This is a genomic window from Corynebacterium imitans (genome assembly GCF_000739455.1).
Taxonomy (GTDB): Bacteria; Actinomycetota; Actinomycetes; order Mycobacteriales; family Mycobacteriaceae; genus Corynebacterium; species Corynebacterium imitans.
The window spans coordinates 2550445-2565321 of record NZ_CP009211.1 but is presented as its reverse complement, the minus strand read 5'-3'; the positions used below and the strand labels follow the sequence as shown (position 1 = coordinate 2565321).

At 65.8% G+C, this 14877-nt stretch carries 14 protein-coding genes; 9 read left to right on the top strand and 5 right to left on the bottom strand.

The window, feature by feature from the left end:
• Positions 1-817 precede the first annotated feature (817 nt).
• The 9 genes from rpmH (at position 818) to CIMIT_RS11885 (ending at position 7682) form a co-directional block, all read left to right on the top strand.
• Positions 818-955: a 50S ribosomal protein L34 gene (gene rpmH, locus CIMIT_RS11925; RefSeq protein WP_038593492.1), complete on the top strand. Its 138-nt coding sequence runs from the start codon at positions 818-820 to the stop codon at positions 953-955.
• Between the two features lie 25 nt (positions 956-980).
• Positions 981-1364, top strand: coding sequence for a ribonuclease P protein component (gene rnpA, locus CIMIT_RS11920; RefSeq protein WP_038593489.1), 384 nt, complete (start codon positions 981-983; stop codon positions 1362-1364).
• Positions 1365-1679: a membrane protein insertion efficiency factor YidD gene (gene yidD, locus CIMIT_RS11915; RefSeq protein WP_038593487.1), complete on the top strand. Its 315-nt coding sequence runs from the start codon at positions 1365-1367 to the stop codon at positions 1677-1679.
• A gap of 9 nt (positions 1680-1688) precedes the next feature.
• Positions 1689-2669, top strand: coding sequence for a membrane protein insertase YidC (yidC, locus tag CIMIT_RS11910; RefSeq protein WP_038593484.1), 981 nt, complete (start codon positions 1689-1691; stop codon positions 2667-2669).
• Positions 2670-2865: 196 nt separating this feature from the next.
• Positions 2866-3462, top strand: a complete 597-nt coding sequence (gene rsmG / locus CIMIT_RS11905; protein WP_038594890.1) for a 16S rRNA (guanine(527)-N(7))-methyltransferase RsmG — start codon at positions 2866-2868, stop codon at positions 3460-3462.
• A gap of 7 nt (positions 3463-3469) precedes the next feature.
• Entirely contained in the window at positions 3470-4471 is a 1002-nt protein-coding gene (locus tag CIMIT_RS11900) for a ParA family protein (protein ID WP_084674380.1), read from the top strand.
• A gap of 10 nt (positions 4472-4481) precedes the next feature.
• A complete protein-coding gene (locus CIMIT_RS11895; protein WP_038593469.1) occupies positions 4482-5615 on the top strand; it encodes a ParB/RepB/Spo0J family partition protein in 1134 nt (377 codons plus the stop codon).
• 4 nt (positions 5616-5619) lie between these two features.
• Positions 5620-6264 carry a hypothetical protein gene (locus CIMIT_RS11890; RefSeq protein WP_051904995.1) on the top strand — a complete coding sequence of 215 codons (645 nt, stop codon included), beginning with the start codon at positions 5620-5622 and terminating at the stop codon, positions 6262-6264.
• Positions 6265-6344: 80 nt separating this feature from the next.
• On the top strand, positions 6345-7682 hold the full coding sequence (locus CIMIT_RS11885; protein WP_084674379.1) for an RNA-binding domain-containing protein: 1338 nt from the start codon (positions 6345-6347) through the stop codon (positions 7680-7682).
• Position 7683: 1 nt separating this feature from the next.
• On the opposite strand, the gene CIMIT_RS11880 is transcribed toward CIMIT_RS11885, so the two are convergent.
• The 5 genes from CIMIT_RS11880 to murJ form a co-directional block, all read right to left on the bottom strand.
• Positions 7684-8865 (bottom strand): N-acetylmuramoyl-L-alanine amidase, encoded by a 1182-nt coding sequence (locus CIMIT_RS11880; protein WP_038593466.1) that lies wholly within the window; start codon positions 8863-8865, stop codon positions 7684-7686.
• Between the two features lie 106 nt (positions 8866-8971).
• A complete protein-coding gene (trxA, locus tag CIMIT_RS11875; RefSeq protein WP_038593464.1) occupies positions 8972-9295 on the bottom strand; it encodes a thioredoxin in 324 nt (107 codons plus the stop codon).
• Between the two features lie 128 nt (positions 9296-9423).
• Complete coding sequence (gene trxB, locus CIMIT_RS11870) at positions 9424-10434, bottom strand: thioredoxin-disulfide reductase (protein WP_084674377.1); 1011 nt, start codon at positions 10432-10434, stop codon at positions 9424-9426.
• A gap of 65 nt (positions 10435-10499) precedes the next feature.
• Positions 10500-11054, bottom strand: coding sequence for an RNA polymerase sigma factor (locus CIMIT_RS11865; protein ID WP_038593461.1), 555 nt, complete (start codon positions 11052-11054; stop codon positions 10500-10502).
• Between the two features lie 102 nt (positions 11055-11156).
• A complete protein-coding gene (gene murJ / locus CIMIT_RS11860) occupies positions 11157-14855 on the bottom strand; it encodes a murein biosynthesis integral membrane protein MurJ (RefSeq protein ID WP_407919547.1) in 3699 nt (1232 codons plus the stop codon).
• Between the last annotated feature and the right edge of the window lie 22 nt (positions 14856-14877).

The window sequence follows — 14877 nt, the reverse complement described above, 5'->3', positions numbered from 1 at the left end:
GTAATTTAAAAACCCACCGCGGAATCCACTGGAATTCGCGGTGCCTCCACAAGTTTGTGAGGACCCCGCGGGGCCCTCACCTCATCTTCCACAAGTTTATCCACACCTGTGGATAGATTTGCGGTTGGGTTCTATCCACAACGGGTGCATAACCCTGTGGATAACTCTGTCACAGATGCGAAACGGCGATGAGCTGCGAAAACGCGCAGCTTTCCGCGAAAGTCTCAACCCGTACTTCAGAGTTATCCACAGCTTTGCCGCTCGCTGTGAACAAAAGTGATGTGAAATTGTGGTGATAAAACATTGTTACCCGCTGTCACCTCGCAGTGTCTAGATGAGCGCGAAGCGCGGAATGTGGATAACCCGAAGACTTCGAACACGTGTCGGGTAAGACGGGCCGACAAAGTCGGGGTTCGCGCACTACGCGCCCTAAGAACCCGGCCCTACCTGCGAAAAAACACACTGTTGTAATTCCGGGGGTACCCGCCACCACCCTCTGTATCGCGGGGCGTGTCGATTTGTCGCGCGGGGGAAACCTCACGTACCCTAGTGAAGTCTGTCGCGCCTGTTGCGCCTGGCGCTGCCACCCGATACGGCCCAAGTATCCGGCAGCCCGGACACACCTTGCGCGCTTGAGAGCGCCACCCGCGCCGAGTACCGGGCCCCCGCAAGGGCGAGTCTGTGCAGGTGGGGCATGCGGAACCTTGGAATACGCAATCTCAACACAACTTTTTTAACGGAGGCGGCCTCTGCCCCGGGAGGTACGCAGTACGCTGCGCACCGCTGGCCGCCGTGATGTAACTACAAGGAGTCCATCGTGTCTAAGCGGACTTTTCAGCCCAATAACCGTCGTCGCGCACGCAAGCACGGCTTCCGCGCCCGCATGCGTACCCGCGCCGGCCGCGCTATCGTTTCCGCGCGCCGCAAGAAGGGCCGCGCAAAGCTGAGCGCGTAAAGCCCTTCAAGCCCCTCAAGCCACCGTGCTGCCTTCCTCGCTGAAGCTTGCGACCTCGCGCGATTTTCGTCGCACGATGCGCGGCTCGCGTGCAGGGTCACGCACCCTGGTGGTCCACCTGCGAGCCCGAACCGAGACCGCTATTTACGGCGGGCCCCGGTTCGGGCTCGTGGTGTCTAAGCAGGTGGGCAACGCCGTGACCAGGCACGCGGTCTCCCGCAAACTGCGCGCGATCGCGCGCGCACACGCGGAGTCGCTGCCGCGCGAGTTCGACGTGGTCATTCGCGCGCTGCCGACCGCGGCAACAGCGACGAGTGCCGAGTTGGATCGCGACTTCGGCCGCGCGCTGGCGAAAGCTCAAAACAAAGCCCGGCACAAGGCAGCGGACACACCGACGCGCACAACGTAGATGGCGTACTACAACTTCGCGGGTGGTGAAATCCGCGCGCCCCGGGGATTCGCCGCATCCGCGCTGGTGAAGCTGGTGCGCCTCTACCAAAAGTATCTCTCACCCCTTAAGCTGGGTGGGACCTGCCGTTTTCTGCCTGTGTGTAGCGCGTACGCGCTCGAGGCCGTCGCAAGGCATGGTGCCGTGAAAGGCACGTGGCTTGCGGCTGCGCGGGTGGCGAAGTGTGGGCCCTGGCATCCGGGCGGCTACGATCCGGTCCCGGGAAGTATCCCGCACGCTGCGGAAACGAACACACAACGAACCGATGAGGAGTAACTGCCGAAAGTGCTGAACTTCATTTATTGGCCGATTTCATGGGTGTTGTGGGCCTACCACAAACTCTTCGGCGCGATTCTCTCACCAGACTCGGGTATGGCCTGGGCGCTGTCCATCATCATGCTCACGGTGACGATCCGTGCACTGTTGGTCAAGCCGATGGTCAACCAGATGCGATCTATGCGCCGGATGCAGGAGATGCAGCCGCGGATGCAGGAGATCCGCACGAAGTACAAGAACGACCAGCAGAAGATGGCCGAGGAGACCCAGAAGCTCTACAAGGAGATGGGCACCAACCCGCTCGCCTCCTGCCTGGTGCCCTTGGTGCAGATGCCGGTGTTCATTGGCCTGTTCCACGTGCTGCGCTCGTTCAACCGCACCGGCACGGGCCCGGGCGCGTTGGGCCTGTCGGTTGAAGAAAACCGCAACATCGCCAACTACGCCTTCTCCCCTGACGATGTCCGCTCCTTCCTGGATGCCGACATCTTCGGCGTCCCGCTTTCGGCGTACATGTCTATGCCGGAGGACGCATTCGCAGCCTTTACTGGTGTCGACGAGCTCACCCGCGCGCACATTATTGCGGTGTGCCTCCCGCTGGTCATCCTGTCCGCGACGTTTACGCACCTCAACGCGCGCATGTCCATCCAGCGCCAGCAGGCCCGCCGCGCTGCCGGCAAGGCGAACACCCCGCAGGGTGACAACGCGCAGATGATGGACCAGCAGATGCAGATGATGAACAAGATGATGCTGTGGTTCCTCCCGGCCATGATCCTGTTCACCGGCTTCGTGTGGCACGTCGGCCTGCTGTTCTACTCCCTGTCCAACAACATTTGGACCTTCTTCCAGACCCGGATTGTCTACGCCAAGATGGACCAGGAAGAGGAGGAGGAAGAGGCCGCCAAGCGCGAGGCAAAGCGCGCCTCCGCTCCCCAGGTCGGTGCCCGCACCGTGGATAAGCGCACCAAGAAGCAGCGCAAGCAGGGCAAGTAGCCCGTTTCGCCCCAACCCGTCGCCTGTGCAAAGGCGGCGGGTTTTTGCGTGTGGGCCCTTGTTGCTTGTCGACGCCACGATTGCCCCAAAGTTTGGCGCATTTACTAGAGTCGGTTGCTAGAGAATTCCCCTTGCCGCAAAGGAGTGCACAGCCGTGTCGGAACCCAGCCCGCAAGCAACCCCAAATGCCGAGCTTATGCGCACCGTCTTCGGTGATCGCGTTAAGTTGGCACAGGCCTACCACGATTCTTTAGCCACCGTCGCCGCCGAGCGCGGCTTCATCGGCCCGAAGGAAGTCGACCGCTTGTGGGAGCGCCACATCCTCAATTGCGCAGTCGCAGCCGAGGCTTTCGACGAGGGCGCATCCGTTGCCGACGTCGGTTCTGGCGCAGGCCTGCCCGGCATCCCGCTCGCCATTGCGCGCCCGGATCTGCAGCTGACGCTGATCGAGCCTTTGTTGAAGCGCTCGACCTACCTCAAGGAGGTCAAAGAGCAGCTGGGCCTGGATAACGTCACGGTCGTGCGCGGGCGCGCCGAGGAGCAGAAGCGCGGTCGGTTCGACGCGGTGACCTCGCGCGCGGTGGCACCCCTGGGCAAGCTCGCCGGCTGGTCCTTGCCGCTGGTGCGGCACGGGGGTGCGATGGTGGCGATGAAGGGGGCGTCGGTAAGCGAGGAGCTCGAGCGCGACCAGGCGCAGATCCGCAAGGCGGGCGGCGTGGACGCGGAGATCTTCCAGGTTGGTGAGGGGCTGCTTGCGCAGCCGACCACCCTGATCCGGATCGTGCGAAAGTAGGGCGAGCATGGACGAGCAGAACTACGACGACACGCCGATCATGGCCGCGGCACAGCGGGCCGCGCAGATGACCTCGGGGCGCAAAACGCTGCCCAAGCCGGATCACCCGCGGGTGCTCACCATTGCCAACCAGAAAGGCGGGGTGGGCAAGACGACGACGGCGGTGAATATGGCGGCGTCGCTAAGCAAGCAGGGCCTGAAAGTCCTGGTGGTTGACCTGGACCCCCAGGGAAATGCCTCGACTGCACTTGGCGCTGAGCACACCTCCGGGACCGTCTCCAGCTACGAGATTCTCATCGGCGAGTCCGAGGCGAAAGACGCGGTGCAGGAGAACCCGGACAACCCGAACCTGTTCTGCATCCCGGCCACGATTGATCTTGCCGGCGCGGAGATCGAGCTGGTCTCGATGGTGCGGCGCGAGTACCGGCTGCACGACGCACTGCGGCGCGGGTTTTTGGATGAGTACGGCTTTGACTACGTCTTCATTGACTGCCCGCCTTCGCTCGGCCTGCTCACCATCAACGCGATGACCGCGGTGGACGAGGTGCTCATCCCGATCCAGTGCGAGTACTACGCGCTTGAGGGCGTGGGCCAGCTGCTGGGCAACATCGGCATGATCCGCGAGCACCTCAACCACAACCTGCACATCTCGGCGATCCTGTTGACCATGTACGACGCGCGCACGAAGCTCGCCGCCGAGGTCGCCGCCGAGGTGCGCGACCAGTTCGGGCAGGTGGTGCTGAACAACGTGATCCCGCGGTCGGTGAAGGTCTCCGAGGCACCGGGCTATGGGCAGACTGTGATCGAGTACGACCCGGGATCGCGCGGCGCGCTGGCCTACTTCGACGCGGCACGGGAGCTGGCGACGCGCGGGGACTACCAGCCGCACGAAACGACCGGGCCGATTGGTGTGAGCCCGGCGGTGTACGCGGAGCTTGACGGCGGCACAGATGACATAGATGACACAGACGGCACAGACGGCACAGATAGCGCGGACGAGGGAAACTAAGGAGAAAACCATGGCACAACAACGTAAAGGTGGACTTGGCCGCGGCCTCGCCGCGCTGATCCCGTCCGCCCCCGCATCGACGGATACCACCGGCAAGACCGGCGCGATTGGTAACAACGCCTCCGACATCATTTTCGGAGACAACGCCGGGGCCCGCGATCGTCGCGACGATGAGAAGCAGGAGCAGGCCGCGCAGGACAAGCAGCGCGAGGGTGCGTCGAAGAAGAAGGTCAAGGGCGCCCCGACCGTCGGCGGGAGCCCGCGCGGGCCGGTGAAGGGCGCGCCGACGGTAAAGGCGGCGAAGGACAACGTGATGCAGCCGGTGCCGGTTGGCGCACGCTACCAAGAGGTGCCGCTGGGCCAGATCATCCCCAACCCAAAGCAGCCGCGCCAGGTTTTCGACGAGGACGAGCTCGCCGAGCTGGTCCACTCCATCCGGGAGTTCGGCCTGCTGCAGCCGATCGTGGTGCGCGACACCAAGGACGGTTTCGAGCTGATCATGGGCGAACGCCGCTGGCGCGCTGCCTCCAAGGCCGGACTGAAGCACATCCCGGCGATCGTGCGCGAGACGTCCGACGAGGCCATGCTGCGCGACGCGCTGTTGGAGAACATCCACCGCGTCCAGCTCAACCCGCTGGAAGAGGCCGCCGCCTACGAGCAGCTGCTCAAGGAGTTCGGTGTGACCCAGGAGCAGCTCGCCGACAAGCTCGGTCGCTCCCGTCCCGTGATCACCAACGCGATCCGCCTGCTCCGCCTGCCGGTGGACGTGCAGCGCCGCGTGGCTGCGGGCGTGCTTTCCGCAGGCCACGCCCGCGCGCTGCTGGGCGTGAAGTTGGACAGCGAGGCCGCGACGTCGGCCGCGCAGAACGAACTGGCCAACCGCATCGTGGCCGAGGGCTTAAGCGTGCGCGCGACCGAGGAGGCCGTCACCCTGCTGAACAACAACGGCAAGCTGCCCGAGAAGAAGAAGCGCGAGCCTGTCCCCCAGCCGGAGTACCTCACCAACGCCGCGAACAGCCTCGCGGACGCCTGGGACACCAAGGTTTCGGTCACCATGGGCAAGCGCAAGGGCAAGATCGTCGTCGAGTTCGGCGACAAGGACGACTTCGAGCGCATCATGGGGCTCATCCAGGGCGAAGACTAACACCATGGCGCTACCCGGGGGACAGCTCGTCGCGCTCGAGGAATCAACGCTTGCGCGCATCCACCCGTGCGCAGCAGACAGCGTGTTCTGGGAGCTGGACCCGGCCGCCACCAGCGAGAACCCCACCTCCGAGCTGGATAAAGGCGCGTGGCTGCTCGCCCGCTGCTACGCGCAGAACCCGATCGGCTTTTCCATCGCCGAGCCCACGACCACCTCCGGCGCGCTCGCGACCTGCCTGTTCTGCCCGCCGGAGCATGCCCCGGGTGCTGCCCGCATGCCCACGGCACCTATAAGCCGCGACGCATGGGTTGTCACCAGTCTGCACATCGCCACTAGCGCGAAGAATCGCGGCTGGGAGGCAGTGCTTCTCGACGCCACCATCACCGCCGCCACCCGCGCAGATGCCCAAGCCCTCGAGGTCTTTGGGCTGCGCCCCGACGCAGACGTCGCCGATTCTGGGGTTGCGCGCATCGCCCGCCACGCCGCCTCGATCGGCCTGAGCGAGGTGTCGATCCTCGAATCCGCGGGTTTCCGCGTGGTGGCCGACCACCCGGTACTCCCCCGCCTGCGGCTTACCTTGCCGCCAGCGTTCGACCTCATGGCAGCCCACGAGATCGCCGATCTGCTCGCCGCGGTACCCGCGTGCTAAGCAGATTCACTCATTCAATCAATCAATACAATCATTTCCGCCAGTGCGGTACGTGAATAACAATGATGTAAGATAGCCGCATGGCTGTCGCGGATATCCACGAATCAATCGCTCAGGGACAAGGCCTGACCAGGGTGTTCGCTCGCCGCAAATCAGGTGCATTTATTAATGAACGCCGCGTGATTGAAACAATGGCATCGCTCGCCAACACAGATGGCGGCACCCTTTTCATCGGCGTTGATAGCGACGGTTCCATCAGTGGATGCTACCCCTTCCACGGCGAGCGCACCGATCCGGCAGAGCTCGCCATGGCAGTTCGGCGCTACACGAACCCGCCGCTCCACGTGGAGGTGGAGACGGCCACGCTCGACGGCGCTGAAGTCGTCGCGGTGAGTACCGACGCGCACCCGAGCCCCGTCGCCACCACGTGGGGCACCTATCTCGCCCGCCGACTCAACAGCCAAGGCGTGGCCGAAAGCGTCGGCATGGACCCCACCTACCTGTTCACCCGCTACCGCGACGCCAATGGGATCGACTGGGCGCTGCTGCCCGCCGAGGGAGCCACGCCAGCCGACCTCGACCCGGCCGCAGTCCAGCACTTCCGCGACCTGGCCGCCGCGCACGGAGGCGATGCGCTACTTGCCAAGCGCAGCGACGACGGCCTGGTGCGCTCCCTGGGCTTCCGCGACGACTCCCCTACCCCGCTGACCCTCGGAGCCATCGCGCTCTTCGGCCGCGCCGAGGCGATTGCGAAACACCTGCCGTACCACCAACTGGTGTTCTCGGATCGGCGGCACACTCACCAGACGCACCGGACTTCCGGCCCAGTCGCGTCAATCTTGCACGCCCTTAACGAGCAACGCACAACGCTTGGCCCCGCATTTCCGCTGGCCATCAATGCGCTGACTCACCGCGACTACTTCCAGCCCGGCCCGGTGTATGTGGCCTTAGAGGAAGAACGCTCGACGGTGTCGAGCCCCGGCGGACTGCCCCGCGGCGTGGATGCGCGCGAACTGGCAGCGGGCACACCCACCTACGCGCCGCGTTCGCTGCACCTGGCCACCGCTGTTGCGATGACGGGGCTGACTCGGGCGGCGGGTACGGGTATGCCGGACCTGCGCGAACAGCTCGACGCCGCGGGTCTCGAGCCGCTGAGCTTCGCGGGCACGCACGGCCGCGGCGTGACCGTCACCGTGACCCACGCCGGCGCGGCCGTAGACCACGAGCTCAAGGGCAACGAAGCGCTCGTCTTTGGGGCTGTGCAGCGCGCGGGCAGAAACGGCCTGGCCAGCGGCGAGGTCGCCGAGCAGACGGGCCTGAGCCAGCAGCAGGCCTACCGGGCGCTGCGCAAGTGCGTCGACGCCGCGTTGCTCCGCCGCATCGGCACCACCCGCACCACGCGCTACTTCATCAAGTAGCCTAAGCGCGCTCCTCGCGCAGCAGGTCCTGGAAGGAGTAGGTGCCGGTGGGCTGCGTGTCCGACTCCATGAGGTAGAGGCGCTTGACCGCAACCACGATGGCCTCGGCGATCGCGTCGCGCTGCGCCGGATCGGTGAGCACGGCCAGGTCACCCGGGTTGGTGAGGTAGCCCGCGACGACCTCCACCGTGGGCATCTTGGTCATGCGCAGCATTTCCCAAGTGCGCGCGTGGTTGTGGCAGTTCTGCAGCCGCGTGCGCGCGGCGATCTCACGCTGGATGTAGCCGGAAAGGGTCTCGCCCGTCATCGACGAGCTGCCGATCTCGCTGCCGAAGTAGAAGGTCGCCACACCGTTGGCCTTCTCGTTCTGGTACTGATCCAGCTGCAGGGAGATGACCAGGTCAGCGCTGAAGCTGTTGGCCAGGTCAGCGCGCGACTTCGTGGAGGGGTTATCCCCGCGGGTGCGGGAAATAATGGTCTCCACCCCGGCGGCGATCATTCGGCCCTCAACGCGTTGCGCCAGGTCCCAGACGAGCTCCTCCTCGGTGATTGGCCCGTAGGGACCCTCCACCGTCAGGCCGCGCTCGGTGCCACCCAGGGCCGGGTCGATGACGACGCGCTTGCCGGTCAGCTGCGGGCCAGCCTGACGGACGTGCTCGCGCTCACGGATCGCGGTGGCGGAGCCGCCAGTGATGCGGCGGCCCAAAAGGCTGAGTGCGTGCAGGGTGTCGGGCCCGCAGGTGCCGTCGTCCTCCAGCCCAGAGTTGAGCTGGTAGGCCATGAGCGCCTCGTGCGTGCGGGCACCGAAGCGCCCGTCGATGCGGTGGGAGTAAAAGCCCAGCTCGTGGAGCTGCGTCTGCAGCTGCACCACGTCATCGCCGACGAGCTCCTGGCCCGGCTGGTAGCTCAGGACGCGGTTGCCCAGCTTGTACGAGGCTTGGCGCAACTCGCGCAGCGTGATGTCGTCGATGTTGCCGGTCGGCATGATGCCGCGCGACTGTTGGAAGGCTTTGATGGTGTCAGCCAACGCCTCGTCGAAAAGCATCTCTTGCTTGGAAAACTTCCGGGAGTTCCAGTCATCCAACGACCCCTCATACTCCGGCAACATGCCGAGGCGCGCGAGCGTGGTGCGGGCCTCAGCAACACGAGCGCTGGAATCGCCGACGCGAAGAGTTGCACGCACTTTTGGCCTTTCTGTGTTGGAAAGCAGGTAAGAGGAGGTCAGCCGACCAAGTTAGCACTATCTTACGTGGGGCGGGCCCGGCTTAGCGAACCCGCGTGCCACGGGCTTAAAGGTGCGCCTGCACCCGCTCAACGATCTCGTTTTTGGGGCGAAGACCGATGAACTCGTCGACCTTCTGGCCGCCCTTGAATACCATGACGGTGGGCATGGACATCACTTGGTACATCATGGCCAGGGTGCGCTCGGCGTCCACGTCAATCTTGGCCACCTTGACCTGGCCGTCGAACTGCTGGGCAACCTCGTCGAGGATGGGAGAAAGCTTCTTGCACGGCCCACACCAGGTGGCCCAAAAGTCCACGATAACCGGGATATCGGATTCGATGACCTCGGACTTGAACGTCTGCTGGGTGACATCAACTGGTGCGCTCATAAGGTTTTCGCTCCTCGATAAATTCATTACACGGTTGCTTTCCCACCTTAGTGCCGCGCGCACGATCGGCGGGAGGCGCGACCGTGGAGCGCGGTAACAGATGGGTCACAGGTTGCGTAGAACGCGACCTAGAGCGTGGCGAGGTAGTGCTGCGCATCGAGGGCGGCGCGGCAGCCCGCGCCCGCGGCGGTAATGGCCTGGCGGTAGAGGTTATCCACCACATCGCCGGCCGCGAACACGCCCGGCACGCTCGTCGCCGTGGTCGGGGCCTCGACCTGGATGTAGCCGCCCTCGTCCACCGCGACCTGGCCCTCCAGGAAGGCCGAGCGCGGGTCGTGCCCGATGGCGACGAACAGCGCGGTGGCGTCGAGAAGCTGCTCCTCGCCGGTGACAGTGTTGCGCAGCTTCAGCCCGCCGACCTTGCCGTCGGCCTCCTGGACCTCTTCGACGACCGTGTTGGTGATGAACTCGATCTTCTCGTTCGCGCGGGCGCGCTCCAGCATGATCTTGGAGGCGCGGAAGTTCTCCGAGCGGTGGATCAGGCTCACCTTGGAGCCGAAGGTGGTGAGGAAGGTGGCCTCCTCCATCGCGGAGTCGCCGCCGCCGACCACGGCGATGTGGTGGTCCTTAAAGAAGAAGCCATCGCAGGTCGCGCAGGTGGACACACCGCGGCCCGTGAGCTGCTCCTCGCCGGGGATGCCCAGGTGGCGCGGGGCGGCACCCGTGGCCAGGATGACAGCGCGGGCACGGTACTCCTCACCGTCGACGTACACCTTCTTTTCCTCGCCGCTAAAGTCAACGCGCTCGACGAGCTCGGGGCGCAAGTCCGCGCCGAACTTCTCGGCCTGCTCGCGCATATTCGACATCAAATCCGGGCCCATGACGCCTTCGGCGAAGCCCGGGAAGTTCTCAACCTCGGTGGTGTTCATCAGCTCGCCGCCGAACTCGTAACCCTCAAACACCAGGGGCTTAAGCTCGGCGCGCGCCGCGTACAGGGCGGCGGTGTAGCCGGCCGGCCCGGAGCCGACGATGATCACGTCGTGCAAAGTGTCCGCGGCCGCGGACTCCTCTGTCGGCGCAGCCTTCTCGGAGCTGCCGAGCTTATCGACGTTGACCAGGTTAAAACCGGGGTTGGTCATGTTCTTCCACCTTTATTTCATACGACAGTGCGCTATTTACGGTTCCACAGTGTACTGCCCTACTTCTAGATCCGGTCCATCATCGCTTCCGCCACCACGGAACGGGCCCGGTAGCGGCGGGACTTCACGGTGCCGGGGCGCACGCCGAGCTCTTCGGCGGCGCGTTCGACGGACATGCCGTGGACGTCGATAAGCAATAAAGCGCGGCGCTGGGCGCGCGGCAACTTGGCGACCTCGTTGCGCAGCGCCATGGCCGAGGCGAGGCCGCGCAGCGGGTCGTGGGACAGGCGGGTGTTGCGCTCGATGCCGAGTTTGTCCTCGTCGTCGATGCTTATCTCGCGGTCCTTGCGCGAGACGCGGCGCTTGTGGTCGATGGCCGTATTCACCGTGGTGCGGTGCAGCCAGGTGGAAAGCTGCGCCTCCCCGCGGTAATTGCGCAGGTTGCGATAGGCCTTGAGCAGGGCTTCCTGGACGACGTCCTGGGCGTCGTGCTCGTTGTGCGAATAGTTGTAGGCCACCCGCAGCAGGTACGGGCTGTGCTTGCGGACGATATCTGCAAAGGCGTCCTGTTCGCCGCGGGCGTGCGCGCGCAACAGTTCGCGGTCAGTGCGAAATTGCATGGTTTTCCCCCAAAAACTCCCCCAAGTTCAATGATGTAGGCACAAGTATGCCCGACCCTCGCCGGGTGCGCGCGGGGGCCGGGCATTTTTATTCAGATGGTGTTAGCGCAGTTCGGTGAACCCGATCAGCGAGACCTCCCGTACCTGAATTTCATCGGACTTCTCGCTCGCCGGCAGGGAGAGGAACACCCCGCGCAGCGGGCCGGAGTCGTCCACGTCCACGCTGTTCTGGCCCGGGTGGAAGGTGCCCTCGGCGAGTGTGGGCAACGCTTCCGCGGTGAGTGGGCCCTCGTAGTCCACCGGGATGGCGTGGACGCTGTACGGACCGCCGTCGGAGGTGGTGTCGATGAGCAGCTGCTCCACGCTGACCTCGCCAGCCGTGGTCGGTGGGGTGTACGCGATGCCGCCACCGCGTGCCATGGTCCAGCCGGTGGTGCGGTCCCCGTCCACAGTGGCGGCCGGGCCCTCGGCGTCCTTGTCCGGCTTTTCGGTGTCCCCGTCGTTGGCGCTGTCGCCGGTGCCGGGCTCGCCTACGGGCTGGCCTTCGGCGTCGATAGGCTGCGCGGTGAGCGGGCTGATGATCACGGGCAGGCCGACGTGCTCGGTGGCCTCCTCCTCGATATGTTGCTCGCCCTGCTGCACGGAGTCGTGCGTGACCGGGGAGTTGGTGTCGTCGCCGGAGAGGAAGCCAATCAGCGAGGTGGTCAGCGCGGCGATGAGCACCACGGCTCCTACCGCGATGGCGGAAAGCAGCACGGTGGTGACCGTGCCGAGGCGGCGCGAGCCGAAGCCGCCGCGCAGCTCGTCCGGGTCGTCAGTGTCCTCGGCGACGGGCTCGACGTACTCGGCGAAGCCGGAATCGCCTTCACCCTCGGTCGTATCTGTCGTGGGCTCCGCGGCTGCCTCGGGTGCCGGGTCCAGATCCTCGTCGACGCCAGTCACCTCCTCGCCTGGTGCGGGCAGGTTCGCCTCTTCGCGCAGGGCCACTTCGAGGTCGCGGAAGTCGCTGTCTTCGATCGCGTCGGCGTCGACAAGCGCGCGGGTGCGTTTCGTGATGCCCTCGAGCGCGTCCGAGTTCACGTTCGTGGTGAGCAGTTGGAGCGCGGAGGCGAAGGCGTCGGCGTCGGCGGGGCCGGAGGCGTCCGGCAGGATGGCCGGGAAGGCGAGGCGGACGTGGCCGTCGGTATCCACGCGCAGGCGCTGGCGGTTGTCCAGGCCGAGCGGGATGCCGGCCTCGTGCGCGGCGGCCAGCGCCCCGGCGAGCGGGGCGAGCGCGTTGGCGACGGCCTCGGTGTGCAGCGTCTGGCCGCTCTCGGCGACCGCCTTGACCGAGGAGCCCTCGATCCAGTCCGCGACGATCAGCGAGCCGGTGCGGTACGAGAGGATCTCGATGTTGTCGGCCACGGCCGGGTGGTGCAGGTTGGCCAGCTTGCGCGTGCGGCGCGCCACGCCCGCGGCCTGGAGGGCGGCCTCGCGCGGGGTGGCGGGCGCCATGGGCGCGGCACCGGTGGTGTCCACAAACGTCAGCGCGACTGGTGCGCCGGTGGCCACCTCGCGGGCCTGCCAGAAACGTGCCCCGGTGGTCGCGCCGTGGTCTCGGATGAGGCGGAAGCGCCCGTCCGAGACGCTGGCACCCGGCACCAGGCGCGGGCCGCGGACCACGCCGGCCGACATTGGCGGCGGAACCGGGTTTGCGTTGAAGGTGTCGGAGGCGAGGAACTGCGTGGACATGTCCCGCGGGTCGACCTCGCCGACCTCGAGGGCGGCCTCTTCGTCCGGGGTGATGAAGCGGGACAGGCCCGGGATGCGCGCGAGTGCGCGGCCGAGGTTCTGCACCTCGGGCAGCTTGGAGCGCGACAGGACCAGGCCGGTGACGATGACGAAGATGATCCCCAAGATGATCACTTCGATGAGGAAGCCGAGCGAAGGCAGCCCGATCAGGCGGCCGAGTGCGCCCGGGATGTCCACACCAGCAAGGTCGCGTACGAGCCAGCGAAGCAGGTAGGTCGCCGCGATGCCGACGAGTGCGGCGGCGAACGCCCAGATCGAGGTCCGCATGACGGTGCCGGCCTGCAGCGTGCCAAGCTTCCGGCGCAGCAGGAAGGCACCGATGAGCGCGCCGGCGATGAAGCCGAAGCCGTTGGCCGCACCCAGCAGCACGACTACGGACTGGGTGGAGTCGGCCACCATGGGCGCGAGGTAGCTCAGCACGATCTTGGTGGCGGTGATGCCGGCGATGATCATCGTCGGCGTCCATGCTTCCTCGCGGGCGTAGAAGACGCGCAGGTGCAGCATGACGAGCGCGTACGGGATGAGCGTGAACGCGGAGAAGCTGATCGTCAGCCCGAGGGTGCGGGCGGTGTCGCCGTCGAAGTTGCCGTAGGCAAACAGTGCGTGCCCAATGTCGGGGCCGAGCGCCGTCATGAACACGATGATCGGGATCAGGGCGATAAACGTCAGCTTCGTACCGAGCGTGAGGTCGCGGACCACGGCCTCGTCGTCGCCGTCGGCGGCGTTGCGCGACAGCCGCGGCATGATCGCGGTAAGCAGCGTGACGCCGATGATGCCGTAGGGCACCTGCAGCAGCATCCAGTGCTGCTGGTAAATAATCGGGGCGGCCTCGCTCGCCGTCGAGGCGATGCGCGTGGTCACGATGTAGCCGGCCTGGCTGATCGCCACGTACGTGATGATCGCCAGCGCCATCCCGCCGAACTGCTTGAGGCGCTCATCGATGCCCCACAGCGGCCGCAGATCAATGCGCAGCTTGCGCAGCGCGGGCACCATGATCAGACACTGCACCACTACACCCAGGGTCGTGCCCAGGCCGAGCAGCGCCACGTGCGGATTGCTTATCGACGCCGGCGCCGCCGCATGCAAGTGCCCTGGCAGCAGCATGTAGAGCAGGAGCACGGCGATGGAGACGAGGTTGTTGGCCACCGGGGCCCAGGCACCTGGCCGGAAGTGTTCCTTGGTATTCAGGATCGCCATAAACAGCGAGAACATGCCGTAGAAGAAGATCTGCGGCAGCACCAGGTAGGCGAACGAGGTCGCCTGGACCACGTTGACCTTGCCCGCGTCGTTGAGGAAGAGTCTGGTCAGCCACGGCGCGGCGAGTACGGCGATGACGGAGACGACTGCCATGAGCGTGAACGTCAGCGTGAACAGCTGCCGGATGAACCGGGCGCCGTGGTCCTCGTCCTCTTTTTCCGCGCGCACGAGCACCGGCACCACGAGCGCGGTGAGCACGGAGCCCAGCACGATCTCGGTGATGATGTTGGGCAGCGTGTTCGCCGTGTTGAAGGCGGAGGCCACCGCCGGGCCGAGGGCCGCGCCGATGAGCACGGTGCGGATGAACCCGGTGATGCGTGAGATGAGCGTGGCCACTGCCATGGAGCCGGTGGCGCGCACGACCGAGGCGTTGGAGGTGCCCTCCTCCCCCGCTTCTTCCGTGTCGGTCTCGCGGGTGGCGGTCGCGACGGCGGCGGTCTGCGTGGCCGGTGCCGCCTGCTCGGAGGCAGCCGGCTCGGGTGCGTCGACAGCCTGGATGGTGTCGGTGGTCTCCGCCTTCGTCGGTGCGTCGTTATCTTTCGCGTCGGCTGTTTTTGCCGGCGCCGTGCGCTCGCCCTTGGGGCTGGTGGTCAGCATCGACTTGTCGGGCTGCTCCGGGTTCTCCGCGGGGCCTTGCAGCTTGGCCGGTGGCTTGGGCACCGGTGCCGGCGGGGCGGGGGTGACTATGCGACGTCGCAAGCCAGCCGCGCGCGCCGCGTCATCCTGCTGTGTCACGGAAGCTTCTCCAATCAGGTGTGGTGGTCTGTACCGAAGT